This is a genomic window from Chitinophaga qingshengii (assembly GCF_014529935.1).
Classification (GTDB): Bacteria; Bacteroidota; Bacteroidia; order Chitinophagales; family Chitinophagaceae; genus Chitinophaga; species Chitinophaga qingshengii.
The window spans coordinates 3,824,295-3,851,033 of record NZ_JACVFC010000001.1 but is presented as its reverse complement, the minus strand read 5'-3'; the positions used below and the strand labels follow the sequence as shown (position 1 = coordinate 3,851,033).

28 protein-coding genes are annotated in these 26,739 nt (G+C 48.1%); 10 read left to right on the top strand and 18 right to left on the bottom strand.

Annotated elements, in window-relative coordinates:
* Positions 1-59: 59 nt before the first annotated feature.
* Positions 60-497: a YybH family protein gene (locus ICL07_RS15110; protein WP_188088724.1), complete on the top strand. Its 438-nt coding sequence runs from the start codon at positions 60-62 to the stop codon at positions 495-497.
* 129 nt (positions 498-626) lie between these two features.
* Here ICL07_RS15110 and ICL07_RS15105 read toward each other — a convergent pair whose 3' ends face one another.
* Positions 627-827, bottom strand: a complete 201-nt coding sequence (locus ICL07_RS15105; RefSeq protein WP_188088723.1) for a hypothetical protein — start codon at positions 825-827, stop codon at positions 627-629.
* A gap of 485 nt (positions 828-1,312) precedes the next feature.
* On the opposite strand from ICL07_RS15105, the gene ICL07_RS15100 reads away from it, so the two are divergent.
* On the top strand, positions 1,313-1,882 hold the full coding sequence (locus ICL07_RS15100; protein ID WP_223151842.1) for a CAP domain-containing protein: 570 nt from the start codon (positions 1,313-1,315) through the stop codon (positions 1,880-1,882).
* On the opposite strand, the gene ICL07_RS15095 is transcribed toward ICL07_RS15100, so the two are convergent.
* Both ICL07_RS15095 and ICL07_RS15090 read right to left on the bottom strand, forming a co-directional pair.
* Positions 1,879-2,157 (bottom strand): hypothetical protein, encoded by a 279-nt coding sequence (locus tag ICL07_RS15095; RefSeq protein WP_188088721.1) that lies wholly within the window; start codon positions 2,155-2,157, stop codon positions 1,879-1,881. The genes ICL07_RS15100 and ICL07_RS15095 overlap by 4 nt on opposite strands.
* A 4-nt stretch (positions 2,158-2,161) precedes the next feature.
* Positions 2,162-2,929, bottom strand: a complete 768-nt coding sequence (locus ICL07_RS15090) for a GH25 family lysozyme (RefSeq protein ID WP_188088720.1) — start codon at positions 2,927-2,929, stop codon at positions 2,162-2,164.
* Positions 2,930-3,059: 130 nt separating this feature from the next.
* Between ICL07_RS15090 and ICL07_RS15085 the strand changes: the two genes are divergently transcribed.
* A complete protein-coding gene (locus ICL07_RS15085) occupies positions 3,060-4,085 on the top strand; it encodes an SPASM domain-containing protein (protein ID WP_188088719.1) in 1,026 nt (341 codons plus the stop codon).
* Here ICL07_RS15085 and ICL07_RS15080 read toward each other — a convergent pair whose 3' ends face one another.
* Genes ICL07_RS15080 through ICL07_RS15070 form a run of 3 tightly spaced genes read right to left on the bottom strand, consistent with a single transcriptional unit; the run spans position 4,086 to position 5,149 of the window.
* Positions 4,086-4,451 (bottom strand): hypothetical protein, encoded by a 366-nt coding sequence (locus tag ICL07_RS15080; RefSeq protein ID WP_188088718.1) that lies wholly within the window; start codon positions 4,449-4,451, stop codon positions 4,086-4,088. It lies immediately after the preceding gene.
* Positions 4,452-4,469: 18 nt separating this feature from the next.
* Entirely contained in the window at positions 4,470-4,928 is a 459-nt protein-coding gene (locus ICL07_RS15075; RefSeq protein WP_188088717.1) for a hypothetical protein, read from the bottom strand.
* Between the two features lie 26 nt (positions 4,929-4,954).
* Complete coding sequence (locus ICL07_RS15070; RefSeq protein WP_188088716.1) at positions 4,955-5,149, bottom strand: YtxH domain-containing protein; 195 nt, start codon at positions 5,147-5,149, stop codon at positions 4,955-4,957.
* A 210-nt stretch (positions 5,150-5,359) separates the two neighbouring features.
* Between ICL07_RS15070 and ICL07_RS15065 the strand changes: the two genes are divergently transcribed.
* Entirely contained in the window at positions 5,360-6,445 is a 1,086-nt protein-coding gene (locus tag ICL07_RS15065) for an AI-2E family transporter (RefSeq protein ID WP_188088715.1), read from the top strand.
* Here ICL07_RS15065 and nadD read toward each other — a convergent pair.
* From nadD to paaA, 5 genes are all read right to left on the bottom strand, one after another.
* Complete coding sequence (nadD, locus tag ICL07_RS15060) at positions 6,433-7,002, bottom strand: nicotinate (nicotinamide) nucleotide adenylyltransferase (protein WP_188088714.1); 570 nt, start codon at positions 7,000-7,002, stop codon at positions 6,433-6,435. The genes ICL07_RS15065 and nadD overlap by 13 nt on opposite strands.
* A 92-nt stretch (positions 7,003-7,094) precedes the next feature.
* Positions 7,095-7,592: a 1,2-phenylacetyl-CoA epoxidase subunit PaaD gene (paaD, locus tag ICL07_RS15055; RefSeq protein WP_188088713.1), complete on the bottom strand. Its 498-nt coding sequence runs from the start codon at positions 7,590-7,592 to the stop codon at positions 7,095-7,097.
* Positions 7,593-7,597: 5 nt separating this feature from the next.
* Complete coding sequence (paaC, locus tag ICL07_RS15050) at positions 7,598-8,362, bottom strand: 1,2-phenylacetyl-CoA epoxidase subunit PaaC (RefSeq protein WP_188088712.1); 765 nt, start codon at positions 8,360-8,362, stop codon at positions 7,598-7,600.
* Positions 8,359-8,727 carry a 1,2-phenylacetyl-CoA epoxidase subunit B gene (locus tag ICL07_RS15045; RefSeq protein WP_188088711.1) on the bottom strand — a complete coding sequence of 123 codons (369 nt, stop codon included), beginning with the start codon at positions 8,725-8,727 and terminating at the stop codon, positions 8,359-8,361. The genes paaC and ICL07_RS15045 overlap by 4 nt, the downstream gene beginning before the upstream one ends.
* An 80-nt stretch (positions 8,728-8,807) precedes the next feature.
* The gene (gene paaA, locus ICL07_RS15040) at positions 8,808-9,806 is read right to left on the bottom strand and encodes a 1,2-phenylacetyl-CoA epoxidase subunit PaaA (RefSeq protein WP_188088710.1); all 999 of its coding nucleotides are present in this window, start codon (positions 9,804-9,806) and stop codon (positions 8,808-8,810) included.
* A gap of 213 nt (positions 9,807-10,019) precedes the next feature.
* On the opposite strand from paaA, the gene ICL07_RS15035 reads away from it, so the two are divergent.
* Positions 10,020-10,631: a DUF922 domain-containing protein gene (locus ICL07_RS15035; protein ID WP_188088709.1), complete on the top strand. Its 612-nt coding sequence runs from the start codon at positions 10,020-10,022 to the stop codon at positions 10,629-10,631.
* Between the two features lie 50 nt (positions 10,632-10,681).
* Positions 10,682-12,097 carry a S41 family peptidase gene (locus tag ICL07_RS15030; RefSeq protein ID WP_188088708.1) on the top strand — a complete coding sequence of 472 codons (1,416 nt, stop codon included), beginning with the start codon at positions 10,682-10,684 and terminating at the stop codon, positions 12,095-12,097.
* Positions 12,098-12,237: 140 nt separating this feature from the next.
* Here ICL07_RS15030 and ICL07_RS15025 read toward each other — a convergent pair whose 3' ends face one another.
* The 4 genes from ICL07_RS15025 to ICL07_RS15010 form a co-directional block, all read right to left on the bottom strand.
* Entirely contained in the window at positions 12,238-13,137 is a 900-nt protein-coding gene (locus tag ICL07_RS15025; protein ID WP_188088707.1) for a M28 family peptidase, read from the bottom strand.
* A gap of 41 nt (positions 13,138-13,178) precedes the next feature.
* Positions 13,179-15,311 carry a ferrous iron transport protein B gene (gene feoB, locus ICL07_RS15020; RefSeq protein WP_188088706.1) on the bottom strand — a complete coding sequence of 711 codons (2,133 nt, stop codon included), beginning with the start codon at positions 15,309-15,311 and terminating at the stop codon, positions 13,179-13,181.
* 150 nt (positions 15,312-15,461) lie between these two features.
* Positions 15,462-17,174, bottom strand: coding sequence for a PspC domain-containing protein (locus tag ICL07_RS15015; protein ID WP_188088705.1), 1,713 nt, complete (start codon positions 17,172-17,174; stop codon positions 15,462-15,464).
* Between the two features lie 41 nt (positions 17,175-17,215).
* A complete protein-coding gene (locus tag ICL07_RS15010; protein ID WP_188088704.1) occupies positions 17,216-17,554 on the bottom strand; it encodes a PadR family transcriptional regulator in 339 nt (112 codons plus the stop codon).
* A gap of 391 nt (positions 17,555-17,945) precedes the next feature.
* Between ICL07_RS15010 and ICL07_RS15005 the strand changes: the two genes are divergently transcribed.
* From ICL07_RS15005 to ICL07_RS14995, 3 genes are all read left to right on the top strand, one after another.
* A complete protein-coding gene (locus ICL07_RS15005) occupies positions 17,946-18,239 on the top strand; it encodes a hypothetical protein (RefSeq protein ID WP_188088703.1) in 294 nt (97 codons plus the stop codon).
* Positions 18,240-18,447: 208 nt separating this feature from the next.
* Complete coding sequence (locus ICL07_RS15000; protein ID WP_188088702.1) at positions 18,448-20,097, top strand: SulP family inorganic anion transporter; 1,650 nt, start codon at positions 18,448-18,450, stop codon at positions 20,095-20,097.
* An 85-nt stretch (positions 20,098-20,182) separates the two neighbouring features.
* On the top strand, positions 20,183-20,857 hold the full coding sequence (locus tag ICL07_RS14995; protein WP_188088701.1) for a carbonic anhydrase family protein: 675 nt from the start codon (positions 20,183-20,185) through the stop codon (positions 20,855-20,857).
* A 220-nt stretch (positions 20,858-21,077) separates the two neighbouring features.
* Here the strand turns inward: ICL07_RS14995 and ICL07_RS14990 are convergent, their stop codons facing one another.
* From ICL07_RS14990 to ICL07_RS14980, 3 genes are all read right to left on the bottom strand, one after another.
* A complete protein-coding gene (locus tag ICL07_RS14990; protein WP_188088700.1) occupies positions 21,078-22,211 on the bottom strand; it encodes a methionine aminotransferase in 1,134 nt (377 codons plus the stop codon).
* A 72-nt stretch (positions 22,212-22,283) separates the two neighbouring features.
* The gene (locus tag ICL07_RS14985) at positions 22,284-23,375 is read right to left on the bottom strand and encodes a mannose-1-phosphate guanylyltransferase (RefSeq protein ID WP_188088699.1); all 1,092 of its coding nucleotides are present in this window, start codon (positions 23,373-23,375) and stop codon (positions 22,284-22,286) included.
* Positions 23,375-24,349 carry a KpsF/GutQ family sugar-phosphate isomerase gene (locus tag ICL07_RS14980; RefSeq protein ID WP_188088698.1) on the bottom strand — a complete coding sequence of 325 codons (975 nt, stop codon included), beginning with the start codon at positions 24,347-24,349 and terminating at the stop codon, positions 23,375-23,377. Before ICL07_RS14980 ends, ICL07_RS14985 begins: the two co-directional genes overlap by 1 nt.
* A gap of 175 nt (positions 24,350-24,524) precedes the next feature.
* Between ICL07_RS14980 and recQ the strand changes: the two genes are divergently transcribed.
* Complete coding sequence (recQ, locus tag ICL07_RS14975; protein WP_188088697.1) at positions 24,525-26,726, top strand: DNA helicase RecQ; 2,202 nt, start codon at positions 24,525-24,527, stop codon at positions 26,724-26,726.
* Positions 26,727-26,739 lie beyond the last annotated feature (13 nt).

Below are 26,739 nucleotides of genomic sequence, written 5' to 3'. Positions count from 1 at the left end.
ACTATAATCAGTGTTGCGTTACATCGCAAATTCTGTTTATCTTTTGCTAAAAATTCACCATGCGTTTTATACTGTTCCTGATCATAATAGCCGGTTTAGCCGGGGTACCTACCCGTCAGGCGGATGCCCAACAGAACGACCGGCGGCAGATTGAAGCCCTCATGGCCGCCCAAACCAGTGCCTGGAACCGGGGAGATGTAGATGCTTTTATGCAGACCTACTGGCATTCCGATTCCCTGCTGTTCATCGGGAAAAATGGAGTCACCTATGGCTGGCAGGCTACGCTGGACCGCTATAAGAAGTCCTATCCCGATACGGCTGCGATGGGCAAACTCGACTTTAAACTGCTGGAATTCAAGCTGCTGGCAAAAGATGTGTATTTTGTAGTGGGCAAATGGCACCTGCAGCGCAGTATCGGCGACCTCCAGGGGCACTTTAGTCTCACCCTCCGCCGCATCGATAGGACCTGGAAAATCATTGCAGATCACAGCAGCTGACGGGCAAAAAAAACCATCCTAAGAGTAGGATGGCCGCTATACACCACAACATTAAAGAAGAAACTAAAAAAAGTAAGCTGTTATCTTCTTCAAATTAAAAACGTTTGGGCTTTCATCTGGATATGGCAATTATGTTTGTCTATCTTGATTTTTCTTTTTCTTTTCACTGTCCCGTACCGCCTTGTTTTCCTTTTCCGGCGATGCTGATAAATCGCCATGAAGCGGGTTGCGGGTAACGGTCCCTTTGTCGGTAGTCAGCACCGGCGCCGGCTTCTTTTTGTTTTGTGAAAACCCTGTCGACTTTTCCTTATTAAGATGCCTTTTGCTCATAACCACGCTTTAAGAGATAAAGTGAAAAATGATTTTCACTCAAAACGCGGCAAACACTATTCCAGACGAAAAACAGCCATTTTCGGCACTATAGCGGACTGAAGACGGGGCAAACACTCCCCATCCGCCGGCCGGCAGTGGGAAAACTTCCCTACAACACTGGGAAACAAAAGGTTGTGATCATTAACATTCAGTTTGCAAAAAACGTAACTTTTATTTCAGTTGTATCCCCTATTTTCGTGACCGCAAGAAACGATTTGTACTGCTTGCTGTAATATTCCTAACCCATAACCTTTGAACTACCATCGGTAGTTTTAATCCTATCCCTGAAGCCACTATAGTTTTAATCCTTGTCCTGTTTAGAGCCTGTATCTATTCATTTATTCATTTTATTAACTTTTTAACTGGTTATGACAGGGAAATTTATTTGTGCGATTTTATGTGTATGTGTGGCAGTAGCAGTATTTACGGGTTGTTCAAAAGATATGCCCTTGCTCCCTGTTAATTCGGGATCTACAACTGATACAACAAAGACAACAACACCGGGAAAACCCGCAGGAGACACTTCCAAACCGGGAACGGGTACCAATCCGGGCACCACCACGCCGCCCACCACTACGCCCCCGCCAACAACAGGAGTAGCCGGCAACAATATTGACCGTAACGCTCTGCTGACACTGGTAAATGGTGTCCGCGCCAAAGGTTGTAATTGCGGAGGCCAGCAAATGCCGCCGGTAGGGCCGGTTACCTGGAACGACCTGCTCGAAAAAGCAGCGTACGATCACAGTGCAGACATGAACAAAAACAATTATTTCGATCACAACTCCCCCAGTGGCACAGATCCGGGCGCCCGTCTCGACGCGGTAGGATACAAATGGAATACCTATGGAGAAAACATTGCCAAAGGGTATATGGACGAGCAAAGCGTGATCACCGGCTGGATCAACAGCCCGGGGCACTGTAAAAACATCATGAACGGCAATTTCAAGGAAATGGGCATCGGTAAGTCAGGTAATTACTGGACCATGGACCTGGGCCGCAGAATGGGGAATTAACGCGGCGCATCCATCTTCTTGCGCCAGAAACGCCATACCATATAAAGGTAGGCGGCCAGGGACACCACAAACCAGGTATAAAAGAAAATCAGCCGGCCGGGGGTTGACTCCTCCGGCACGGCAAATCCCAGGTACAGTCCCAGGAATACGTTGATAAACATCCAGAAAAATCCGACAAAGATGGTACGCATGATCTTGATCAAAAACCAGAAAAGGTCTTTGTCCAATTTGTTAGGGTCTTCCTGGGGAGTGCCGGTTTCGTTTTCTGTTGCCATATAATTAATTTCTTTGCTCCCGTATCCGCAACCGCTCCAGATCGGTGCTGTCACCTCTGAATACGTTAAAGTCAACGGTAGTTCTGATCCCGTTTACCCTGCCAATATCACTGTGTTGCCAGAAAAGCCAGGCCCTTTTGGATGCCGGCCGTTCTTTCTGGTAATAATGCGCTATCCATAAAGGGTAATCATCAAACTCACTGCCAAGATACGTTTCATAGAAATGAATATTGGTGTAGATGATCGGTTTTACCTTGTAGGCCTTTTCCATCTCTTCCAGCCATATTTTGGCGGTACTGCGGATCACCGCTGCCGGCTGGCTGTTGCTGGTTTCTATATCCAGCACCGGCGGCAGATCGCCCGGTTGAAGGTCTACCACATTCCTGAAATTAATCGCCTGTTTCAACGGATCACGGGTACTGTAAAAGAAATGATAGGCGCCCCGAATCAATCCGGCCTTACCGGCCCGTTCCCAGTTCTGCCGGAAAGCGGCATCCTGGCGGGTAATCCCTTCTGTTGCCTTTATAAAGGCAAAGGATATACGAATATTATCCACCTGCATCTGTTTAACGGCATGCCAGTTAATATCCTTCTGAAATTTAGATACATCAATTCCGTGGATCTTATAATTCACCGGCATATCAATCCCAAACTCTTCATACCGCACAAAAGAAATGCGCCCATGCCGGAAACTCCACCATCTCCAGGCCACATGTGCCAGCAGAAGTATCAATACAGTTAATAAAATAATGCGGTACCAATTACGTTTCACGTTGTTTCAATTAGTTGCAGGGATTCGGGTGATGGGGCTGCTTTTTAATGGGGCAGACCTTTTTTTACGGCAAGTATAGGCTATAATTTGTTTAAAGACGCTACTTTTACATAGGTCAAGTGAATTTTATATGCCTGATTTTAACCTGAATGATACCCTGAACCTCGCTTCCAAATTCACTTTCCGTCGTGCCTGGAACGCCGGGAAAGTGCTGGGGAGTTACTTTATGAGCAAGTGGACCAATAAGCCGGTACAATGGGGATACCCCATTTCCATGTCTTTTGAGCCCACCACCTCCTGCAACCTCCGCTGCCCGGAATGTCCGAGCGGCCTGCGGGCATTTACACGCCCCACCGGGATGCTGGAACAGGACTTTTTCCGCAAAACCATCGATGAAATCTCTAAAGAGCTGTTATACCTGATCTTTTATTTTCAGGGAGAACCTTACCTCAACCCGGGTTTCCTGGACATGGTGAAATATGCTTCCGATAAAGGCATCTATACCGCTACTTCCACCAATGCGCACTACCTGACAGAGGCCAATGCCAAAAAAACAGTGGAAAGTGGGCTTGACAGGCTTATTATCTCCATTGACGGCACTACCCAGGACGTATATACGCAGTACCGGGTGGGAGGTCAGCTGGACAAGGTAATCCAGGGGGCTAAAAATATCGTGAAGTGGAAAAAGGAGCTGAAATCCAACAAGCCGTTTGTATTCTTCCAGTTCCTCGTGGTAAAGCCCAACGAGCATCAGATAGAAGACATCAAACAACTGGCGAAAGAAATCGGGGTAGACCAGGTACGCTTCAAGACCGCACAGGTGTATGATTATGAAGAAGGCAACCGCCTCATTCCTACGATCGATAAATATTCCCGCTACCATCGTAACGAGGATGGCACTTATGCCATCAAAAATAAGCTCGGCAACCATTGCTGGCGCCTCTGGCATTCTCCGGTAGTAACCTGGGACGGCCTGGTGGTACCTTGTTGTTTCGACAAGGATGCACAGCACCGGCTGGGTAATCTCAAAAAAGAATCATTCAAGGCATTGTGGCACAACAAAGAGTATATCCGTTTCCGTAGCCAGATCCTGGAAACCCGGAAAAACATCGACATCTGTGCCAATTGCAGTGAGGGTACCAAGGTGTGGGGCTAGTTATTCCGCCTCCGGGTTGGCTTCCGCCGCTTTTTTCTTCTTACGGCGGTTGTTGGCTACTTTGTTGAAAATATTGATGCCCAGCTGTACACCAATAAACTCCAGCGCCGTCATGAGGGCGCCGGTAGCAAAATTCTTGAATTTACCACTGCCCCAGGCCATTTTGGCCACATTGGCGGCTATATTCAACACACCGCTATGTCTGGCACTGCCGGGGATAACGGCGTTGAGGGCCATTTTTTTGTAGTTATCCCTGAAGAAGTCCACCCGCTTACCCAGATCATTTTCCAGTTGCCGTGTGCGCATCTTCAAACGGGCTATTTCCAGGTCCAGGGTTTCCTGATTGGTTACTTTTACCTTACGCATGTGTAAACATTTTTCATGTTATCCTTTTGAAGTGTTTTCTGTGGCCTCTTCATCGGGCACATGTCCATACGCATCGGGATTGTGTCCCGGCTGGTTATGAATGTGATTGGATTGTTCGTCACGTTCCGTGATCTCTTCTACCAGCTCTGTCAACAACAACCGGGTGAGCGGTCGCTGAATCAACTGCCGGCGGAACAACAGGATTGCCACAAATAATAATACAAACAGGCCTGCCGCACACGAAAAACCAATCGTGAAACTGCCGGTCATCTCGCCAATCCAGAACCCTACTACCATTCCGAGAAATACAATCACGAAAAAGAACAACAGGAAAGCCATCGTCAGGGAGAAAAATAATCCCAATGCTTTCGATAGCTTTCCTGCTGCCTGGAGCTTCAGCAGGTCCAGCCTGGTTTCCAGGTATTCCCTGGCAACCTTGCCTGTTTGATTAAAATAGTTGCCGAAATTTTCTTCCATGCAATGCTTTTTAAACAGCTTAGGGGTTATGCCAACTCATTTTCCAGCTCGTCCTGGAACTGATCTTTCCTCTTTCTCCATTTGTCTTTCAGTTTGTCGCGCTGGTCTTTCAGCTTTTCTACCAGCTCATCTTTTTTGTCAGAGTTCAGGAAATACCCTACTGCTACGCCTACGGCCGCACCAACGATGAAAGAAACTACCGCTTTGGAACTGTTGTTCATAAAATAGGTTTTAAGGTGAGAGAATAAAAGTTTTCATTTTTTTGGTACATAAAGGTTCACAAACACCATTCCATAAATGAATAATGTATAAAACTTTCCACTAAAATTCCGCATTAAGAACAAGCTTTACGGTTTTTTGTTTAGCTATCAAGGCCGGATGCGCTGGTTCGTTTTTTGCCGGTACCGGTTAATTATCCGATATTATGTACTATGAGCTACCTGGACAACGACCGTCTTAAACAAATTGGGTTTCTTTTACTGATCCTTTTCCTGGCACTCCTGCTGTTTAAGGAGTTATACACATTCTTCCCCGGATTCCTGGGCGCCATCACTCTATATGTGATCTGCCGCAAATGGATGTACCGCCTGGTGGAAGTCCGCAAATGGAAAAAGAGCCTGGCTGCCGCACTGCTGATGACCGCTTCTTTCCTGATCATCCTGCTGCCCATCGGTGCACTGGTTAATATGCTGTCTTCCCGCATCGCTTATGCGGCGGCCCATTCAGGTGAACTGGTCAACAAGGCCCGGGATTTCAACGAAAAGCTCCACCAGGAAATTGGCGTTGATCTTCTTTCTACCCAGCAACTGCAAAAAATACAGGACGGTGTGACAGCCTTTCTCCCGGGGTTCCTGGGCGCTACGTTCAATACGCTTACGGCTATAGCCATCATGTACTTTATCCTGTATTTTATGCTGGTGAACGGCCGTAAGATGGAAGAAACCCTGTATGAATATATTCCCCTCCGGGATGAGAATGTAGAACGGTTAGGACGGGAGTTTAACACGCTGGTATTTGCCAATGCGCTGGGTATTCCCCTGATTGCGGTGATCCAGGGTGTGGTATCGTTGATAGGCTACCTGGTTTTTGGCGTGCCGCAGCCGTTTTTCTGGTTTGTGATTACCTGCTTCACGGCCATGTTGCCGGTAATTGGCGCAGCGGCCGTATATGTGCCCATGGGCGTATACCTGTTGGCCGTAGGCAATATCTGGCAGGGCATTGCCATCCTGGTATATGGTTTTGGGGTGGTGGGTATTTCAGACAACATATCGCGGCTGCTGCTGGCGAAGAAGATAGCAGACGTTCATCCCCTGATCACCATCTTCGGTGTGATCATCGGCGTTAATCTCTTCGGGTTTATCGGGCTGATATTCGGTCCCCTGCTGATTTCCATGTTTATCCTGTTGCTGGAAATCTATTCCAACGAATACCTGGTAAAAAGAAGGGACCGCAAACGGCACCTGCAGCCGGGAACCACCGCAGCGGGCGGCGGACCAGCTACCGATCAGCGGAAATAGTTATTCTCCTGTATATAGTTGATTACATTATCCGGTACCATATACCGTACGGACTTCCCTTCCCTGATCCATTGCCGGATGTTGGTAGCGGAAATGTCCAGCATGGGCGCATCCAGTATTTCTACCTTTGCACCATAGGTATCGGTGATATCATGCCCCGGACGGCGGTATACATAGATCGGATAATGTTGTACAATGTGCATATAATTTTTCCACCGCGGCAGGTTCTGAAAGCTGTCGCTCCCCATAATGATCGCAAACTCCTGTGTCGGAAACTTCTCTCCCATATAAGCCAGCGTATCTACCGTGAAGGAAGGCCGTGGCAGGGAAAACTCAATATTACTCGCGCGCAAACGTGGTTCATCCTTGATGGCCAGTTCCACCAGGTGAAAGCGGTCATGTTCATTCAACAATGTGGAAGAAGTCTTCAATGGGTTCTGCGGGGAAACCACAAACCATACTTTGTCCAGGTCAGTATTGTATGCTACATAATTGGCAATGATCAAATGCCCTGTGTGTATAGGATTAAAAGACCCGAAATACAAACCTATTCTCATGTTTCATCGTATAATTTGCCAATGGCCACTAAATAATACGTGTAAAAATAGGCATTTCCTTCGATAGCCATCAGGAAACATAGAAACAACGCTTATTCCAGCGGTTTGAACTGTTCAAATACCTGTCCGCAGGATTTACAGTAATGAATCGCACGACACAGCGTGGAACCAAACGGCGAGCGGAGATAGGTATGTTCACTTCCACAATGCGGACAAGGGGTGTTCAGCATAATTTCCGGGCGCACCTCTCCTTCCAGTACCGGTGGTGGCGCGATGCCAAAGTTTTTTAATTTTTCTTTAGCGGCAGACGTCATCCGGTTGCTTTCCCAATGCACCTGTTTATCTATTTCTACGGTAACGGCTATCCCAAGCGCTTTTTCCACCACTGTCCGGATGTTGTCTTTAATATAACTTACCGCCGGGCAGGCCGCAAACGTAGGAATCATACGGATCAGCACCGGTTGTCCTTCCGTGATTTCCACACCGGTGATCATACCGAGGTCTATCACGCTAAGCACGGGTATTTCCGGGTCCATTACCTGTTCCAGTGCCTCATACACCTCTTCTTTGGAAATAGTGGCAGACATCATAACATTTACCAGCTGGCCTCCGTGTCCAGGTTAAATACTTCTCCCATCTCTTTCAGCAGCGGCACCAGGTAGCTGGTATGAAAACCTTGCCTGCCGCCATATACCGGCGTAATGGTGTTCATATCAGGAAGATTGAGCGCTGCCTTTACCAGTACCGGATAGATCTGATCGAGCCAGCGGCTGTACAGTTCCTTCTCCCCGGGATATACCTTATCGGCGATCAATGTTTCTTCGTAGGCAGCAGAGGGTTCAAAAATGCCGGCTGCCAGTGCGATGGTTTCATACAGCGCCGTCTGCATCCGGGCATATCCTTCCTCACCGGCATTACACAACTGTATCAAAAAAGCGTCGGCATGCAGTGTATGATATTTTAATTCGCCCCTGAATTTTTTACTGAGTTGCTGAAACGGTTCAAAGCTGCTCTCACGCATACTTTCATACCGTACCGTTTCGGCGTGGTCAAACAGGAAGTGCCGCATCAGGCTGAAATCATAGCCGCTGTTGGGCATCTCCACCAGGTGTGAACATTTAAACGCTTTCTCCGGCCGCATAAACGCGAAGCGGTCAGGATCTTCGCCGCCCAGGTTTTCGTGCAGGATACGGTACAATGCCCAGGCATGGCCAATCTTATCCTGTGCCATGGAAGAAAATGCGATATCTTCCTCCATCACCGGCCCCAGGCCTGTCCATTCGGAATTGCGGTGGCCCTGAACCAGTTCATCGTCGGCCATTTTTATGATAAGGTCTGTTAATGCTGCGTTGCTGCTCATTTGGATTGTTTGAATTTGTTGATCTTCTCCATTACCTTGAAACCACTGGCATCGCGGTAATTTTTTTCCAGGTTGTTGGCGAACATATCTTCATCTTCCACATCAAAGGCCAGAATATCGGCACTTCTAACCACCCACAGGTTCACGCATTTTTTGCGGCGGGCAAATTGTTCTTTGGCAAATACCAGCGCCAGCTGCGGGTCCGGTGCATGTACACAACCCACATGCTCATGATGGGCGCCTCTTTTCTCCTGGTGAAACACCTCATACACATTCCAGTTCTCCCCTTCTTCCACTTTGATCACCGCGCTGGGATCTCCCAGTTTCAACCTGTTGACACGCGGATCTAAAGACTCGTTAGACATGAATTTACTGATTGGTTTTTTTAATCGAAAATCTGCCTGTCGACATGATCGCAGGCGATAACGTGCAGGTATATACGATTTTAAGCCACCGGCAAGGAGCGCCGCTCCGCCGGATTCATTAATGCCTTGCGTACCCAGCGACCTTCCTCTTCCGCCCATTTCCGCACCTGCAGCCGCTCTGCATTACAGGGACCACCGCCGTTGATCACCCGGAAAAACTCGTTCCAGTCCGGATCGGAATATTCCCAGCGCCCGGTAGCTGTATTTTTGCGCAGCAACGGGTCTGGCAGCGTAAGCCCCAATTCCCATATTTTAGGCACATAGCTGTCCAGGAACTGGTTACGCATCTCATCATTGCTCGCCATTTTCACTTTCCATTGCATCAGTTTTTCGCTGTGCTGGGAGGTTTTATCCGGCGGGCCGAAGAAATGCATGATAGGTTGCCACCAGCGATTCAGCGCATCCTGCAACATGGCTTTCTGCTCCGGCGTACCGGTAGCCAGTTCAATAAAAGCATCGTGCCCCTGTTTCAGGTGGAAGCTCTCTTCATAACAGATGCGCTCCAATGCCCGGCAATAAGGCCCATACGAACCTTTTGCATTGGCAACCTGGTTAACAATCGCTGCCGCATCAATCAGGAAACCGATGACCGTCACATCCGCCCATGTTTTGGCAGGATAATTAAATACGTTGGAATATTTGGATTTGCCGCTGAGCAGGTCGTTGATCATGGCTTCCCTCGATTTTCCGAGTGTTTCTGCCGCATTGTACAACAGTTGTCCATGGCCAATTTCATCCTGCACCTTGGCAATCAGGGCCAGCTTACGTTTGAAACCGGGAGCACGGGTTATCCACGTTCCTTCCGGTAATGCGCCAATAATCTCTGAATGCGCATGTTGTTCTATCAAACGGATGAGTTGTCTGCGATATTCCGCCGGCATCCAGTCGCCCGGCTCAATTTTTTCCCCTCTGGCAATTCTGTCTTCAAAAGCAGCCAGTTTTTCAGGATCATCGTGCAGTTGTTCTTCCCGCAGCTGTTTTCCGTTTGGTTCGTCGAAAATATATCCGCCGCCGTACATAGTGCGATTGTTTTGGTTGGAAGTAAATTACGGAAAAAAGCCCGTTTCCGGCAGAAAATGATTGTTAAAACACCCTTTCAAATGTTATAGAATCCACAAATTTTAAGCTCCCCGAACAGGCAGCGGGGCATTTTCCTAATTTTAATCCCGTTGTTCTCTGGTATGCCATCCTTATTACATATACTTTATATGTTTTTTTTGCCCTTCGGGCAGATGAAAACGCACACCCTGGCCACTCCTCCGGCGAAAATCACCACTATTCAACTGGTGCTTGAAGACCGGCAGGGTCCTGAGAATCCTCACTCCGATACCATCTTCTACTCTTCCACCCGCAAATTATGCTGGAACGATTTCCAGGGTAAACCATCCCCTGCCGGACCCAGCGCTGCTGTGTCCTATACCAGTTTCTCCTACGAAGGAGCCAGCCTGGTTACACACGATACCCTGAAAATCAGGCTCACCATGGAAGTATTCTTCATTAAAAGCGCTTCCTGGGTAAGGGACGATGCCCGCGATAACTACGCCCTCATGCATGAACAGCTGCATTTCGATATTACCCGGCTGGTAGTGGAACGCTTCAAACAAAAACTCCGGCAAACTGCATTGAACCGGGACGATTATGACAGTGTTATACAATATCAATATCTCCAGTCTTTCCAGGAAATGAACCGCATGCAGTACGCATTCGACCGCGATACCCATCATGGTACCAATATGGCTGCGCAAATCCGCTGGCGGGATAAAATCAACCTGGGTCTTAAAAACAAAGGGGTAATGCCGGAAGAGCTGGGTTATGATCTCTTTGGTAACTTTGGCCCACAATAGCAGCTTGCTGTTATTCGTTTAATCATTCAGGTTATCCTAAACTTGCTGCTATGCAACCAAATCGACGCTACTGGCTGATCACCGGCCTTTTATTGACTGTCCTGATATCCGCTTGTAAAAAAAAGGACCAGGCTGCCGGCCCGCAAGCCCCGCCTATCAATGACAGCATCTATTCCGTTTTTAAAGACATCTACCTGTGGACAGACGTGATCCCGGACGCAGCCACCTTTAAACCGGATAACTACCCCACGGTGGACAGTATGTTTAATGCGCTGATCCACATCAAAAAAAACAATACCAACGGCGATAACCTGGACAGGTACAGTTTCCTGGATAACGGCACTACCTCGCGCGCCCTGCAAGGCGGTATGCTGGGCGACATGGGCTTCGAAGTAGGCTATCAGACCGATACAACGCTGTATGTGATATATGTTTATCCCGGCTCCCCGGCAGACAAAGCCGGTATCAAACGCGGATGGCAGCTCACCAGCGTCAACGGCGTTACCCGGTTCCTGGTAGGAAGGGCTACCGACAACATGCTGAATGCCGCCTTTGGCAGCTCCGGCGCTACCTGGATATTCCGGAAGCCGGACAATAGCACCCAGACCATCAGCCTCTCACCGGCCAATTATAAACTGAATCCTGTTTTATACGCCAATACCTTCAATTTTAACGGTACCAAAGTAGGATACTTTGTTTTCAACAACTTCGTTGCCCTGGCAGATGTAAAACCAACCTTCGACTCCCTGTTCACTACCTACGAACAGGCCGGAGTTACCCGCCTCATCATAGACCTCCGCTACAATGGCGGCGGGCTCCTTGAAACGGCGGAATATCTCGCTAATAAACTGGCGCCTGCCAGTCTGAATAATTCAACGATGTATACACAGTCGTTCAATAACAACGTGAATACCAACAACTACAGCCCCCTCTTCCGGGGTATGAAGGCGGTACCTTACAATCCCGGGTATTTCTGGACGGATATTTTCCGGCAGGAAGCTACCACCTATAAAACCACGAACTTTAAAAAGGATGGCGCGCTGGCATTGACCAACCTGAGTTTCCTGGTGACCGGCAACACGGTGTCGGCCAGTGAACTGCTGTACAATGTGCTGAAACCGTCTATGCAGCCGCATCTGATTGGCCGGACCACCTACGGGAAACCGGTAGGCTTTATCAATATCACCTTTGCCCAATACGATATGTACGCTGTTTGTTTCCAGATATTCAACAGCGCCGGCGAAGGCAGTTACTTCAATGGCATCCCTCCAACAATCGATACAAAGGACGATTATACCACCAACTGGGGTAACTTAAATGATCCCCTGTTGCGCACCGCCCTTACTGATATGGGGATTCCTGCTTCCCAGATGGGCCGCATGGCTGCCCCGCTTAACAATACCAACAGACTCGCAATACCACACCCCAACAACCGCTTCCAGGGCATGATACAAACCAGGCGTTGATTTAGGGATTTACGGATTTCTTGATTTAGGGATTTACGGATTTTGCGAATGATAAAAGCGAAGACCAAAGCAAAAGTTAATTGCTGCGATCTTCGCTTTTATCATTCGCAAAATCCGTAAATCAAGAAATCCGTAAATCCCTAAATATCTTTATCGATCTGTTTAGTCACCTCCAGGATGTTTTTTACAGCCTGGTAATAAAACCGGTGGTTGATATGATCATATTCATCGGTCAGCTGGTGATAATCCGGATGATCTTCCACCCCAAAGTACAGGAAAGGGATTTTCTGCGCGTGAAACGGCCCCTGGTCGCTCTGGTTGGTCCAGTTGTCGCTGCCACTGCCGGACACATCATGTCCTGCCAGCAGTTTGATACTGCTTTGGGCAGCCACGGCATCAATATACTTTTTCAGCTGCGGGTAAGGAGCGGTGCCAGCTACGTATAATTCGTTTTTATCGTTGTGCGCCACCATATCCATGTTGATATTGAGCCGGATCGTATTCAACGGCACCGGTGGTTGCTGAATAAATGCTTTGGCGCCCTGCAGGCCTTCTTCTTCTCCATCGAAGGCAACAAACACCAGCGTGTATTGGGGAGGATTCTTTTTAAAATAGGCCGCCAGCGCCAACAGGGTACCTACGCCAGAGGCGTTATCGTCTGCACCGTTGTAAATACTGTCTTTTTCAGCGTTAGGCTTGCCAATACCGAGATGGTCGTAGTGAGCGGAGATCACTATCACCTCTTTATTTTTTCCGGGAATATAGCCGTACAGGTTAGTACCCATAATTTTTTTATCTCCCTGCTGGAAATAAAACGCATATTCATAGGTGTTGTGGTAGGGCGTAATACCGATTTGTTTAAAACGGTCGATGATATAAAACTGCGCAAGGCGGCTGCCACGGGTACCGGTTTTACGGCCTTCAAACTTATCGGCGGAGAGGGTACGCACGTCTTTCATCAACTGAGATGAATCGACAGGAGACTGTGCCAATAACGGCCCGGCAAAAAGCAGACATAAGCTGTAACAAAACAATTTCATAGTAATGCAATTTCGTGAGCACTACTGCAATGTACAAGATATTATTTGAAGATATTAAAGATGATCAGACTGCAGATATAGGCCAGTGAAGTCATGTAAACCAGCTGTATAAATGGTATTTTCCATGATTTTGTCTCCCTTTTTACGATGGCCATGGTACTCATACACTGCATGGCAAATGCATAAAACAGCATGAGCGACAGGCCTGCCGCCAGCGTGTACACCGGCCGGCCGTCGGGCCATTTGGCGGAAGTCAGTTTTTCGCGGAGGGTGGCGTTGTTATCTGCCGGGTTTTCCCCTACGCTGTAAAGGGTAGCCATTGTGCCCACAAATACTTCACGGGCGGCAAAGGAAGTAATCAGCGCGATACCGATTTTCCAGTCGAAGCCCAACGGGCGGATAGCAGGTTCTATAGCATGTCCGAGAATACCGGCATAGGAATGCGACAGTTTTTCAGAGCGGAATTCGCGGTCCAGTTCTTCCGCTTCAGGAGAACCTTCCGGCACTGCCGCGATCATTTTTTCATATTTCTCATGCAGTGGCTGCATCCTGCCGGAAGGCCCGTAGGAGGCCATAAACCAGAGGATCACGGAAATCACCACAATCACTTTACCGGCATCCGTGATAAAGATCTTCGCTTTTTCCACCATGGTAGTGCCCACGTTTTTCCAGCGGGGAGCGCGGTATACCGGCAGCTCCATAATGAAGTAGCTCTTTTCCCGGATGCGTACAAACAGCTTCATGATGGCGGCAATAAAAATCGCCATAAAGAAGCCGAGCAGGTAAAGTCCCATCATTACCAGGCCTTGCAGGCCGAGGATGCCAAATATCCGTTTGTCGGGTATCACCAGGGCAATCATCATGGTATAGATAGGGAGGCGCGCCGAGCAGCTCATGAGGGGCGTCACCAGGATGGTAATCAATCGTTCTTTTTTGTTTTCGATAGTCCGGGTGGCCATGATGGCAGGTACCGCGCAGGCTACGCCGCTGATCAGCGGCATCACGGATTTACCGTTAAGCCCTACCTGCCGCATGAGGCGGTCCGTCAGGAAGCTGATACGGGCCATATAACCGGTATCTTCCAGGATGGTGATCAGACCGAACAGGATCATGATCTGCGGCACAAATACGGCAAATCCGCTCACGCCGGCCAGCAGACCGTTTACAAATACATCGGTGATTTTATTGTTGGGCAGCACCTGGGTAAGCCAGCCGCTGAGTTTACCGAAACCGGCTTCTATGGCGTCCATCGGGAAGGAAGCCAGCCAGAAAATACTCTGGAACAGGAGGAACATCACCACCAGCAGGATCACATACCCCCAGAAGCGATGCAGCAACAGGTCGTCGATTTTTTCGGACCGCAGCTGTTTTTGCAATGGGTCGGTTTCCACAACGGAACCTTTCATGATGTGTTTGATGCGGTTATACCGCTGCATGATCTCTTCTGCCTGTAATTTGGTTTTGTTGAACTGATGATCCTGCAGGGACTGCCGGATGGTTTGTTTCTGCGTGCTATTCAGAAAGCTCAGTTCTTCCACGTTAACGGCTATATGCAGCGCACCATAATCGCTGGCGGCGGGCACCACTTTTTTCACATCGTCGATTACCGGTTTGGCCAGGGCAGCGTTGGCGATAAAATCGCGGGCCGGAGCGCTGTAGTTGCCACGGGCGGCCAGTTCGATGATTTTTTTAAGTTCGGTGACCCCTTTGTTTTTGCGGGGATTAATAGCCACTACCGGCACCCCGAGCTCTCTTTCCAGTCCGTCGAGGTCTATTTCCACGCCTTTTTTACGGGCGATGTCCATCATGGTAAGGGCGATGATGACCGGAATTTTAAGATCGATGATCTGGGAACAAAAGAGGAGGTTACGTTTGAGGTTGGAAGCATCGGCTACTATGACCACCAGGTCTGGCGCATCGTCGCTGCCCGGATTGATCAGTACATCATAGGTCACGTATTCATCCGCACTTTTAGGGTACAGGCTGTAAGTCCCCGGAAGGTCTATAATATTGGCCGTAATTCCCGGGACGATGTTGGCGGTTCCGGTTTTCTTATCTACCGTTACGCCGGGAAAGTTGCCGACTTTTTGATTTAACCCGGTGAGTGCGTTAAAAAGGGAGCTTTTTCCACTATTAGGATTTCCTACCAGCGCGATGTTTATTGGTGCCTGCATTCCTTATCTTATCCTCTTTTTTAATGTTAGGTGCCGAATACACAAAGTTAAACATTAATCTCCCGGGGTAATGATCAAATCGGGAAAAAAGAAGCGGGGCAGACCAGAAAGGCCTGCCCCGCTTCCATTAGAATGGCGGAAAATATGTAACTACTTGTTAGTAGTGTCGTTACCTTTATACTTATATACTTTCTCTACAGAGTCTTTGGCTGCTTTGTCGGAAGAAACGTTTTCCTTAGTAGCAGGTGTTTCCTCAGACACACCATCGGGTGTCATTTTCAGACGGGTATGGGTGCGATTTCTGTCCCGGTTGTCCCAGTCATCTGAACCGACGCCAATGTACCAGTCGTCGTTATCATAATTACGGCCGTATTTGTCGAACGAAAAATGGCGATAAATATCATCCTCGATCTCCAGGTTTTTGCCTACCGGTACTTTTATCACCATCGTGAGGCGCTGGCCACGGTAAGTGGAGCGGGGCGACAGTGAGAACCCTTGCGGGATATAGAGTACAGAATCTTCCTGTTTAACGCTGAAGTGGATATCGCCGGCCAATTGGTTAGCCTGTTGCAGGGTACGGCCTTGTGAAAAGCGGTACAGGTCCACGCTGAAGCTATCGGTTGGGCTTTTTTCCACTCTCAGCTTCACCAGGTTGATCATGGTGGTATCATCAGCTACGATGAGGTTATCATCGAACCAGCTGAAATCATCACCGTTGAAGATACCCGGAGACATGCGGAGCACCAGTTTATTGTGGGAGGGCTGTTTTAGGGCCACTGCTTCTACCGGCAGGTTACTGCGTCTTCTGAAATCTTTAGCCAGGGAAGATCCTACGATTCCGGCGAACACCAGGCCCAGCAGCCAGAGGAACATCAGCGAGTAACCAGCGTAACGGCTACCCTGACCAGGTTTTACCCCTGTCAGCTTACGGACGATGAACATCAGCAGTGCGACTACAGGTATACCCAACAGCAGCACGATAGCTGGCCAGAAGAAGTAGCTCTGTGCAGAATGGCTGCTCAGCAACAGTCCTTTCAGGGGGAACAGGGCCGCAGAAGAAATCGCGATCGCTATACCGGTGACGATCAGGCAGATCAGTATGACTACTGCCAGGAAGTAAACGAATCCTTTGGTTGCAAAAACCAATACTTTTCCCAACCCTTGTGCGAGGTTTACGAAAAAGCGTTCCAGGTCGTTACCCACCTGCTTTCCGCGGCCCTGCGAAAAATTTTGGAAATCTTTTCCCATGTTTTTCATCTGGCCTTTCATGTGGTTCAGTTCTTCCTGGATAGTGGCCTTGATATTATTCAGGTCCACTTTCTCTCCCCGCATTTCCAGCTTTTCTGCTGCAGTATCAGCGGAAGGAGTAGCTACCCACAGGATGAAATATACCAGTACACCGGTACCAAAGCCGCCGATGGCCAGGAGCGCGAAAATGATACGGAAAATCACCGGGTCTACGTTGAAGTAGGCGCCCAAACCGCTACATACACCGCTCAGCACTTTATTATCCGGGTCGCGGTACAGGCGTTTACGCGGACGGGGCATATAATAATCCCCTTCGTTACCGGCCTGTGATTGAGTACCGCTGCTGGCCGGGGCGTCGTCAAACTGCTCCGGTGTGCCCATAGAAACTTTTACCGCGGCGACGTCTTCATCGGTGATGCAGTGTGCGCCTTTTTTAAGTTTATCCTGGAACAGCTCAGCAATGCGGCTTTCGATGTCGGCCACAATTTCATCGCCCCCATCTTCTTTGGAGAAGTAGGTCTTCAGACTGTCCAGGTACTGACGCAGCAGCTCGTAGGCGCTATCCTCAATGGGAATCAGCCGACTAGCCAGGTTTATGTTGATAATCTTTTTCATTTTGTTGGTTCTTTTAGATTTTAGGTTTAGGTATATATGGGCTACAGCGGTGTGCTGTTTTGTGTTAACTGATGGACCGCGTTGGCCAGTTCATTCCAGGTACTTTCCAGTTCGCGGTAAAAGGTTTCCCCTTTGTCGGTCATGGAAAAATATTTTCGCGGGGGACCGGAACTGCTTTCTACCCAGCGGTAGGTGAGCAACTCCGCATTTTTTAGCCGTGTCAGTAAGGGATATAAGGTACCCTCCAGGATGTCCAGCTTTGCCTCTTTCATCTTTTCTATGATGTCTGATGGGTAAGCTTCTCCTTGCTTGATCACGGACAGGATGCAAAACTCAAGCACCCCCTTCCGCATCTGTGACTGTGTGTTATCAATATTCATGGCAAGTGAGCTTTAATGTATGACGTAAATGGTGGTTTTTGATTCGTAAGCTAAAGGCTTGTACACCTTCCTTCAACTTTACGATACAAAAATAGGAATTATTTACTACTATGCAATACACAATACCATAGAAAGCAAAATAACTTGTTTTGAACATTACTAAAAATCCTTTGTAATCCTTACCTGTCGGTCATCTTCCGAAAAAACAGCAAAACCGGAAAAATAAAACTTTGTGATGAACGGAAATAAAACAGGATAAATGGATCAAGATAACTTAATAGCTATAATTGTCTATCGCCAGTCATCCTTAATTGCTTTAACATTTTTTTAATTATCGTAACTTAGCATATATGCTTTTGCTCATTTACTTTTGTATCAGCAGTTAATACACATGAAGAAAATTATCGGCATATTTCTTTTGGGGCTTATGATCTCCCAGTTACTTCCCATCAAGGAGGTAGGAAAGCTGCTGTTTAATAATCAGATTGTAGAAGAACACCCTGTTGATGCAGGTGGTGACCACGTCAAAATTGCGAAGGAATTAAAGTTCTTTAAACAATATGACGCGCTGCAGTTTAATCCGATATTACTCATTGGCGTTTTGCACCCTCTTTTAATGGAGGATATCCCCAGCAATCCTGCCCAGGAAATCCACGCTCCCCCTCCCAACCTCTTTGTGGCATAATCCTATTCAGCTGCTGTTCCAACAGTCAGCCCGTATTTTCTATTTTTTTATTCTCAGTTATTATCTCAGGCATTCCAGGGACATCGTGTATCCGTTAGCGTGATACCACTACTTGTACCCCGATGGATGCGTTATCTGTAATATTTCCGCGATGGGAGCCATGGCTGCTATCCGGGATTGCGATCCTTCAACGGAAAAAGCATTTTTTATGAACAAGCAAACTTCGTTATTCTCCAATATAAAGGGGGACTTTTCTGCGGGTCTCGTGGTTTTCCTCATTGCCGTGCCGTTGTGTCTGGGTATTGCCCTGGCCTCCGGCGCTCCGCTCTTCTCCGGTATGATTGCCGGTATTATAGGCGGACTGGTCATTGGATTTTTCAGCGGTTCCCAGCTAAGTGTCAGCGGTCCGGCGGCAGGCCTTACTGCCATTGTACTCACCGCCATCACCAAACTGGGTGCATTCGATATATTCCTGCTGGCGGTAGTGATCGGCGGCGGTCTCCAACTCATACTGGGACTCATTAAAGCGGGTACTGTGGCCAATTATTTCCCGTCTAATGTGATCACCGGTATGCTGGCCGCTATTGGTATCATTATTATCCTGAAGCAGCTTCCCCACGCTTTCGGTTACGATGCCGACAGTGAAGGCAGCATTGCCTTCTTCCAGCCCGACGGGGAAAATACTTTCAGCGCACTGTTGTCGATGTTGAATCACATCAGTATCGGAGCGACTATTATCACCCTCATATCCATTCTTATCATTCTGTATTGGAGCAAGATCCCCAAAGTAAACCTGGTACCAGCACCACTCGTTGCCGTAATCGCCGGTATTCTGCTGAACCGTGCCTTTGCTGGCAGCGAAGTGCTGGCCCTGGGTGCTAATCATCTGGTTAGTTTGCCGGTACCGGAGTCGTTCTCCGATTTCCTCGGACAGTTTACTTTCCCGCGTTTTAGCGCTATCACCAATAAAGAAGTGTGGATTACCGGTCTCACGATCGCTGTCATCGCCTCTGTGGAAACACTGCTCAATGTGGAAGCCACCGATAAGCTCGATCCACTGAAACGCCACACCTCCCCTAACCGGGAACTGAAGGCCCAGGGTATCGGTAACATCGTGAGTGGTATGATTGGCGGTTTACCCATTACTTCCGTGATCGTACGTTCCAGCGCCAATATCAATGCCGGAGGCCGTACTAAAATGTCGACCATGATACACGGCGCGCTGCTGCTGATCTGTGCGGCACTCATTCCTATGGTGCTCAACATGATTCCGCTGGCGACACTGGCCGCAGTACTGCTGGTAACCGGTTACAAACTGTGTAAACTGCAGGTGTTTAAAGAGATGTTCAAAAATGGCAAATACCAGTGGGTGCCTTTCGTAGCCACTGTAGTAGCTATCGTATTTACTGACCTGTTGATCGGTATCGGTATAGGCATGGCCGTGAGTGTACTGGCTATCCTCCGGGGTAATATGAAAAGCTCCTATTATTTCCGTAAAGAAAAATACCAGACCGGTGACAGCATCCGCCTGGAACTGGCCCAGGAAGTATCTTTCCTGAACAAAGCCAGCATCCTGCTCACCCTGGATCATTTGCCTGCAGATACCACCGTTGTGATAGATGCACAGAAAACAGCCTATATCGACTTCGATGTACTGCAAACCATCCGGGAATTCAAAGACATCAAGGCGCCACAGAAAAATATAACGGTCATCCTGATAGGGTTCAAGGACGTATACAAAATTCCGAACACCCCCGGGAGCCTGGTAGAAGAGCACGCCCGGAAAACTAACGGTCACGTGCACACGATCGCAGCCGGCAATCATAAGGAATTACTCAAGGAATTACAGTTGAACTAAAACGGCTTATAGCGTAAATAAGAGGCAAGAGAAACCGGAAACCATGCTCTCTTCCTCCTTCATTCACCCAACAAAACGAATAATCATGAAAACACTCAATAAAGTATCACAGAGCGAAATTACACCAGGACAAGCGCTGGAATTATTAAAATCCGGCAACCTCCGTTTTGTGGATAATCTCCGTATTAACCGTAACCTGCTGCAGATGGTCAACGACACCCGCGATGGTCAATGGCCTATGGCCGCCATCGTGAGCTGTATGGACTCCCGCACTTCCGCTGAACTGATCTTCGATCAGGGACTCGGCGATGTGTTCAGTATCCGTCTGGCAGGCGCTGTGATATCCGACAACGTACTCGGAAGCCTGGAATATGCCTGTAAAGCTGCCGGCTCTAAATTTATTGTGGTATTGGGCCACACCAAATGCGGCGCTATCTGCGGCGCCTGCGATGCCGTGGAAATGGGCAACCTTACCGGTTTGCTGAATAAAATCACACCGGCTGTATTTGCAGAAAAAACCATTACTGAAAACAGGACTTCCAAAAATCCGGAGTTTGTACACGCGGTGACCAACATTCACATCGAACGTTCAGTACAGGCCATCATGGAACAAAGCCATATCCTCCGCGATATGATCCTGAAAGGCGAGGTAGGTATTGTAGGAGCTATGTACGATGTGGAAACAGGCGTGGTCAGCTTCATGGAACATACGCTGATCCTGCAAAACAACAAAGAAACGGTACCGGCCATGGCCGTTTGATAAAGTCTCCTTTCACAGGGGAGACGTATGTTTGCTTGTGATATTAATGGGGCCTAGATAACAATGCCAGGCTGGTTTTTATAGGGGTACCTGTCTGGTCGTTATCGAAAGCCCCATTATATTTTGTTATTTAGACTATTTTGATATTTAGCTATTTAACGGTTTCGCAAGGAATGCATATTCCTTAACCCAGTAACTAAATTTCTACATAATTAAATGGCTAAATTTTCTTCAACCGGGTTGCCGCCTGTTCGAGGGTCGTTTCCTTTTTTGCAAAACAGAAACGTATAACCCTGTCATCTTTGCCATCATGATAGAAGGCAGAAACAGGAATCGCTGCTACCCCGAATTCTTTCGTCAGCCGGATGGCAAATTCTTTATCTCCTTCAGTTGAAATCTGATCATATCGCATTAGCTGAAAATAGCTGCCCTGGCTGGCCAGCGGTGTAAACCGCGATCCGTTCATCAGCTCCAGGAAATAATCCCTTTTCTGCTGGTAAAATGCCGGGAGTTCCAGATAATGGGCGGGTGTTTCCAGGAATTCTGCCAGTCCGTACTGCATCGGTGTATTCACGGAAAAACAGAGATACTGGTGTACTTTCCGGTATTCTTTGGTCAGATGCTCCGGCGCCACACAATAGCCCATCTTCCAGCCGGTATTATGGAAAACCTTTCCAAAAGAAAAAACGACAAAGCTGTTTTTATAGATCTCCGGATAACGCAATACGCTCAGGTGCCGTGCGCCGTCAAACACCAGGTGTTCGTATACTTCGTCCGATAATACCAGCAGATTATGTTCCGCTACCAACTTTTCGAGTTCGGTCATATCTTCCTCACGGAGTATACTACCGGTAGGGTTATGTGGCGTGTTGATCATGATCATACGGGTACGGGGCGTTATTTTACGGCGCACCTCCTGCCAGTCGATACGGTATTCCGGAAAAGAAAGCGGTATCAGTACCGGCACGCCTCCGTTGACCAGCACATTGGGGATGTAACTGTCGTATGCCGGTTCAAAAATAATCACTTCATCACCCGGATGAATAAACGTAGCGATAGCCGTGTAGATGGCGTAAGTGCCTCCGGGTGTGATGGTGATATCCGTATCCGGGTTGATGGTTTGCTGGTAAAGTCCCCTGATTTTGGCCGCAATAGCCGTACGAAGCTGCATCAGGCCGGGCATGGGTGCATATTGGTTATGCCCTTGCTGCATAGCGTGATTGACCATCTCCTTTAGCTCATCGCTGCAATCGTAGTCGGGAAAGCCCTGTGAGAGGTTAATGGCTTTATGTTCCGCTGCCAGGGCCGACATAACGGAAAAAATGGTGGTTCCTGTGTGAGGTAGTTTGGACATAAAAAATTACGGATTACGCGTTACAAATTACGGAGTTTACCCCTGTATTTGTAATGCGTAACCCGTAATTAACTACAAGTATTTTTCGCCTTTATTGCGTTTGATTTCCGCCACGTATTCCTTGATCTGCTGTTCATTGTCTTTCCGGCAGATCAGGAGTACATCCTGGGTATCGATCACGATAAATTCATCGAGGCCCTGTAGGAGTACCAGCTTATCGTTGGGTACTTTCACCATACATTTGGTAGCGTCGATGACTACTACATTTTTACCTTGTACCGCGTTGCCGAGGTAGTCTTTTTCCAGGTTTTCGTAAGCGGAGGCCCAGGTGCCCAGATCGCTCCAGCCGAAGTTGGAAGGGATGATGTAAACGTTGTCTGCTTTCTCCATGATACCGTAGTCGATGGAGATATTGGTGCATTGCGGGTATACTTTTTCAATCGCCTCTTTTTCGTCCGGAGTGTTGAGGGCTGCAGTGCTTTGTTCAAACAGCTCGTCTATTTCCGGAAGGTATTCCCGGAAAGCGGCGAGGATGGTTTTTACGTTCCACACAAAGATGCCGGCGTTCCAAAGGAAGTCGCCGCTTTGCAGGAAGGTTTTAGCCAGTTCCAGGTTAGGCTTTTCCGTGAATGTTTTGACTTTATACACATTATCCGCCACCTGTTGCGGTTCATACTGGATATAGCCGTATCCGGTATCGGGGCGGGTAGGTTTGATACCCAGTGTTACCAGGGCGCTGTGTTTCTGCACAAACAGGAGTGCATTGAGGCAGGCCGAGGTAAATGCGGTACCGTCTATAATCAGGTGATCTGCCGGTGCACAGATAATATTGGCCAGCGGGTCCTGTTTATGGATTTTATGGGAGATATAAGCTACACAAGGCGCCGTATTTTTCCGGGAAGGTTCGCTGACGATGTTGGCTGCTGCCACCTCCGGCAGTTGTTCCGCTACTTTTCCGGCGTATTGCTGGTGGGTCACCACAAAAATATTTTCCTTGGGGATAAAACTGGCAAACCGCTCATAGGTCCACTGGAGCAATGTTTTTCCTGTGTTCAGGATGTCCAGGAACTGTTTGGGATTGTCTGTGCGGCTATGTGGCCAAAAACGGCTGCCAATACCACCGGCCATGATGGCCACGTAAAAATGGCTGTTCAGTTGTGTCATTATATAATTCCTTCTCTGATTAAATCATGTAAGTGAATTACCCCGCAGTACCGGTTTTCATCCATGGCCAATAACTGCGTGATATCGTTCTGGCGCATCATTTCCAACGCATTGATAGCCAGTTCATTTTGCTGGATTGTTTTCGGATGTACCGACATAATGTCTTTAGCGGTTACACCGGTCGTCGCTACATTCTTTTCCAGCATGCGGCGCAGGTCTCCATCAGTGATGATTCCCTGCAGGATTCCGTTTTCGTCCACAACAGCGGTTACGCCCAGCATTTTGGAAGATATTTCCACGATCACTTCCCTTAATGTGCTGGTTAACAATACACTAGGGGCCTGATGTAATTTGCTGAGGTCTGCCACCTTCAGGTATAGCTTTTTGCCCAATGCGCCACCGGGATGGAACTTGGCGAAATCAGCTGCCGTAAATCCGTGCCATTCAATAAGGCATACCGCCAGGGCATCCCCCATTGCCAGTTGCGCAGTAGTGCTGGTAGTGGGCGCCAGGTTATTAGGGCAGGCTTCCTGGCTTACCGTGGTATTGAGTACATAGTCGGCCTCCTGTGCCAGGAATGAGCTGGAATTCCCCACCATGGCGACTAAAGTGTTGCCAAAATTCTTCACCAGGGGTACCAGTACCTTGATTTCTGCGGATGTACCGCTTTTGGAGATACACATCACGATATCTTCCTGGGTAATCATACCCAGGTCCCCATGAATGGCATCTGCTGCGTGCATAAACAACGCCGGAGTGCCGGTGGAATTTAAGGTGGCCACAATTTTCTGCGCAATAATGGCGCTTTTACCGATGCCTGTCACTACCAGCCGGCCCTTGCATTGGGCTACCAGTTCTACCACTTTCTCAAAATCTGCATCTATAAACTGCTGCAAATCATTAATAGCTGTTGCCTCCAGGGCAATTGTGCGCCTGGCTACTGTTCCGATGTTAATGGTTCCAATCCTTTTCATGACGAATTACAAATTTATCATTTTTTAGTCAGCACCAGCGCGATCATGGAATTTATATTGACACTACGCGCTTTTTTAAGTAACTTCGTGTCCCCTAAAAAACATATAGAACTATTTCATCATTTGTGGATTCTTTAGAGTTTGAGTTTACCATTCTTTTTAAATTTTGAATGCAATGGCTGTTGTAAAGGTAAGTTTGATGGATGCATTACGCGAACATTTCGGGTTCGATTCCTTTAAAGGAAATCAGGAAATCATTATAAATAGCATCCTATCGGGAAAAGATACCTTCGTTATCATGCCAACCGGCGGAGGCAAATCCCTGTGCTATCAATTACCCGCACTGATGAGTCCGGGTTGCGCGCTGATCGTATCTCCCCTGATAGCACTGATGAAAAACCAGGTGGACCTGGTACGGGGTTATAGTAGTAAAGACAACGTGGCGCATTTTCTGAACTCCACCCTTTCCAAGGCGCAGATCAAAAAAGTACGCACCGACCTGCAAACAGGCAAAACCAAGTTGCTGTATGTAGCGCCGGAAACACTGACCAAACAGGAAAACCTGGACTTTTTCCGGGAACTGGAAATATCTTTTATCGCGGTAGATGAAGCACACTGTATTTCTGAATGGGGGCACGACTTCCGTCCGGAGTACCGCCGGTTGAAAGAGATGATTGACCAGATCAGTGATAAGTTGCCGATCATCGCGCTGACGGCCACCGCTACGCCCAAAGTGCAAAGCGATATCGTTAAAAACCTGGTGTTAAAAAATCCCAATATCTATATCTCTTCTTTCAACCGTTCCAACCTGTACTACGAGATCAGGCCCAAACGCAAGAAAGACCAGACGATCAAGGATATCGTCAAATATATCCATCAGCATAAAGGGAAAAGTGGTATCATCTACACGCTTAACCGGAAAACCACCGAGGAGCTGGCAGATATGCTGACAGCCAACAATATCAAGGCAGTAGCTTACCATGCCGGTCTGGATCCCACTACCCGCGCACAACGCCAGGATATGTTCCTGCATGAAGATGTGGAAGTGATCGTGGCCACCATAGCCTTCGGAATGGGTATCGATAAGCCGGACGTACGGTTTGTGATCCACTACAATATCCCCAAGAGCCTGGAAAACTATTACCAGGAAACCGGTCGCGCAGGCCGCGACGGTCTGGAAGGCAACTGCGTATGCTACTATTCCCATAAAGATGTGCAGAAGCTGGAGCACCTGATGCGCGATAAACCGCTCAGTGAAAGGGAAATGGGCGCCCAGCTGATCAATGAAACCGTAGCCTACGCCGAAAGCGCTGTATGCCGCCGTAAAGTTATCCTGCACTACTTCGGGGAAAAATATGAAACGGAAAATTGCGGTCAGTGCGACAACTGCCGTAATCCGAAAGAAAAAATAGAGGTTAAAAACCGGGTGGTTATTGTACTGAAGGCGATCAAAGCGCTGGAAGAACGTTTCGGCAGCGAATACGTAGTAAATGTGATCACCGGTAAAACCAGTCCGCAGATTTCCACTTATCGTCATGATCAGCTGGACATCTTCGGCGAAGGCAAAGAATTCGATGCCCATTTCTGGAACTCCCTCATCCGCCAGATGATGCTGGAAGGCCTGATTGAAAAAGACATCGAAGAATACGGTCTGCTGAAAGTGACCGATAAAGGCAAAAAATTCCTCAAAAAGCCCTACTCTATTATGGTGGCGCTTAACCACCAGTTTGATGAAGACGGCCTGGAAGAGGAAGAAGAAGCCAATGCCGAAGCTATCGCCTCTGCCGATCCGGTGCTTTTTGAAATGCTGAAAGAACTGCGTAAAAAAGTAGCGAAGGAAAAGAAACTGCCTCCTTTTGTTATTTTCCTGGAAACATCCCTGGAAGATATGGCCACCCAATACCCCACTACCGTACAGGAACTGGAAAAAATACAGGGTGTCAGCAAAGGCAAGGCTGTCCGCTACGGCAAACAGTTCGTTGACGTGATCGCCAAATTCGTGGAAGAGAACAACATCACCAAGCCAGACGACTTTGTGATGAAGAGCGTTGTCAACAAAAGCGGTATGAAGGTGTTCATCATCCAGAATATCGATAAAAAAATCCCGCTGGAAACCATCGCCAAAAGCAAGGAGCTTACTATCTCCCAGCTGCTGGATGAAATGGAAACCATTGTAGCCAGCGGTACCAAACTCAACCTGGATTATTGCCTGGATGAAGAACTGGACGATTATGCACAGGATGAAATCATGGAATATTTCAAAGGTTGCGAAACCTCCAGCCTGGCGCTGGCCCGGGAAGAGCTGATCGAAAACGATTACACCCTGGAACAACTCAAGCTGGTACGTATTAAGTTCCTCGTAGAATACGGCAACTAATACACAACAAAGT

Bases quoted from the DNA above. Each gene is read 5' to 3' on its own strand.
- paaD (WP_188088713.1), bottom strand. From the start codon at position 7,592: ATGATGTCTGCCACTATTTCCAAAGAAGAGGTGTATGAGGCACTGGAA.
- ICL07_RS15045 (WP_188088711.1), bottom strand. From the start codon at position 8,727: ATGTCTAACGAGTCTTTAGATCCGCGTGTCAACAGGTTGAAACTGGGA.
- paaA (WP_188088710.1), bottom strand. From the start codon at position 9,806: ATGTACGGCGGCGGATATATTTTCGACGAACCAAACGGAAAACAGCTG.
- paaC (WP_188088712.1), bottom strand. From the start codon at position 8,362: ATGAGCAGCAACGCAGCATTAACAGACCTTATCATAAAAATGGCCGAC.
- ICL07_RS15025 (WP_188088707.1), bottom strand. From the start codon at position 13,137: ATGAAATTGTTTTGTTACAGCTTATGTCTGCTTTTTGCCGGGCCGTTA.
- ICL07_RS15000 (WP_188088702.1), top strand. From the start codon at position 18,448: ATGAACAAGCAAACTTCGTTATTCTCCAATATAAAGGGGGACTTTTCT.
- ICL07_RS15035 (WP_188088709.1), top strand. From the start codon at position 10,020: ATGAAAACGCACACCCTGGCCACTCCTCCGGCGAAAATCACCACTATT.
- ICL07_RS15005 (WP_188088703.1), top strand. From the start codon at position 17,946: ATGAAGAAAATTATCGGCATATTTCTTTTGGGGCTTATGATCTCCCAG.
- ICL07_RS14985 (WP_188088699.1), bottom strand. From the start codon at position 23,375: ATGACACAACTGAACAGCCATTTTTACGTGGCCATCATGGCCGGTGGT.
- ICL07_RS15110 (WP_188088724.1), top strand. From the start codon at position 60: ATGCGTTTTATACTGTTCCTGATCATAATAGCCGGTTTAGCCGGGGTA.
- ICL07_RS15085 (WP_188088719.1), top strand. From the start codon at position 3,060: ATGCCTGATTTTAACCTGAATGATACCCTGAACCTCGCTTCCAAATTC.
- ICL07_RS15065 (WP_188088715.1), top strand. From the start codon at position 5,360: ATGAGCTACCTGGACAACGACCGTCTTAAACAAATTGGGTTTCTTTTA.
- ICL07_RS15010 (WP_188088704.1), bottom strand. From the start codon at position 17,554: ATGAATATTGATAACACACAGTCACAGATGCGGAAGGGGGTGCTTGAG.
- feoB (WP_188088706.1), bottom strand. From the start codon at position 15,311: ATGCAGGCACCAATAAACATCGCGCTGGTAGGAAATCCTAATAGTGGA.
- nadD (WP_188088714.1), bottom strand. From the start codon at position 7,002: ATGAGAATAGGTTTGTATTTCGGGTCTTTTAATCCTATACACACAGGG.
- ICL07_RS14990 (WP_188088700.1), bottom strand. From the start codon at position 22,211: ATGTCCAAACTACCTCACACAGGAACCACCATTTTTTCCGTTATGTCG.
- ICL07_RS15030 (WP_188088708.1), top strand. From the start codon at position 10,682: ATGCAACCAAATCGACGCTACTGGCTGATCACCGGCCTTTTATTGACT.
- ICL07_RS15015 (WP_188088705.1), bottom strand. From the start codon at position 17,174: ATGAAAAAGATTATCAACATAAACCTGGCTAGTCGGCTGATTCCCATT.
- ICL07_RS15095 (WP_188088721.1), bottom strand. From the start codon at position 2,157: ATGGCAACAGAAAACGAAACCGGCACTCCCCAGGAAGACCCTAACAAA.
- ICL07_RS15105 (WP_188088723.1), bottom strand. From the start codon at position 827: ATGAGCAAAAGGCATCTTAATAAGGAAAAGTCGACAGGGTTTTCACAA.
- ICL07_RS14995 (WP_188088701.1), top strand. From the start codon at position 20,183: ATGAAAACACTCAATAAAGTATCACAGAGCGAAATTACACCAGGACAA.
- ICL07_RS14980 (WP_188088698.1), bottom strand. From the start codon at position 24,349: ATGAAAAGGATTGGAACCATTAACATCGGAACAGTAGCCAGGCGCACA.
- ICL07_RS15080 (WP_188088718.1), bottom strand. From the start codon at position 4,451: ATGCGTAAGGTAAAAGTAACCAATCAGGAAACCCTGGACCTGGAAATA.
- ICL07_RS15070 (WP_188088716.1), bottom strand. From the start codon at position 5,149: ATGAACAACAGTTCCAAAGCGGTAGTTTCTTTCATCGTTGGTGCGGCC.
- recQ (WP_188088697.1), top strand. From the start codon at position 24,525: ATGGCTGTTGTAAAGGTAAGTTTGATGGATGCATTACGCGAACATTTC.
- ICL07_RS15100 (WP_223151842.1), top strand. From the start codon at position 1,313: ATGCCCTTGCTCCCTGTTAATTCGGGATCTACAACTGATACAACAAAG.
- ICL07_RS15075 (WP_188088717.1), bottom strand. From the start codon at position 4,928: ATGGAAGAAAATTTCGGCAACTATTTTAATCAAACAGGCAAGGTTGCC.